General features: G+C 61.7%; 2 protein-coding genes. Both read left to right on the top strand.

Translation table 11 applies throughout. From position 1 onward, the window contains the following. Positions 1-294 (top strand): hypothetical protein (locus AC2ETI_RS32570; RefSeq protein WP_483635047.1); only part of this gene is annotated, 294 nt, incomplete at its 5' end. Position 295: 1 nt separating this feature from the next. Beyond that, the gene (locus AC2ETI_RS32565; RefSeq protein ID WP_483635046.1) at positions 296-799 is read left to right on the top strand and encodes an HORMA-1 domain-containing protein; all 504 of its coding nucleotides are present in this window, start codon (positions 296-298) and stop codon (positions 797-799) included. Positions 800-954: the final 155 nt, after the last annotated feature.

The raw sequence follows: 954 nt of genomic DNA, 5'->3' as shown, positions 1-954 counted from the left end.
TTCGAGCAGTTCCTGGCCTACATCGTCATGACGGAGCTCAGGGAACCGATCGTCTTCACCGATTACTACCAGGAAAGCGATATCGATACCTGCTACGACGCCGTGCAGGTCTGGGACCCTGTCAATCCGGCCAACAACGTGACACGGGGTTATACCGACGACGATCGGCGGCGCTTGGTCCAGCGATGTTCCGAAGCGCTCGACCAGGTCACCATCGCCTCGGCGGCAACGAACAAGACCGCCGCGGTTGCAGCATGGAAGACGCTGTTCGGCCCGACCTTCCCGGGAGCCTGACATGACCGTTTCCTCCACGCACTCGTCAAGCTTCACGATCACCAACGCGCGTGAGATCGCAGCCAGCGTCGGTGCCGACTTGCGCAACTTGTACTCCAAGTACGGCGATCCCAGCCCGGATAGCATCGAGAAGTTCACCGAGGAACTCGCCCTGTATCTCAAGGCTGGGTACCTCGACTTCGTGCAGTTCGGATTCCGCGACGGGGACCGGTGGGTTCTCAAGCTTCAGTACACCGCGGTCGCAGGCGGGTACCTCCGCAACGACACTCCTGGAAACCTGCCTAGCGCGATGGCGGTCGTCGGACACAGCTTCCACAGCTACCTCGAACAGAACTCAGCGTTCTTCGCGCTCTCGGTCGAAGACAAAGCGGGGTTCAAGACGACTCTCCCCACGAACCGGACACCGGGCACAGCCCCGACAGCCAACCGCGCTGACACTGCCGCCGGCACCCAGTTCTCTAACAACGGCCGCGGCGTCGACCGCACCGTTTACCTCGACATCTGACCACCAGCCGCCGTCGCCGACTCCTGTCCTGCGGGTCGATTGCGTCGGCATATGCTTTCAGGAGCGAACTCTATGCCCGACCCGACTAGCCTTTTCCATCCAGTCATCACCCTGCCAGACGACGTTCGCGCTGACCGCTACGCCCGGTTGGTAGG

The sequence above is a fragment of the Rhodococcus sp. MurmanLake-1 genome, from assembly GCF_056945715.1.
This window is presented reverse-complemented; position numbering and strand designations above follow the sequence as displayed.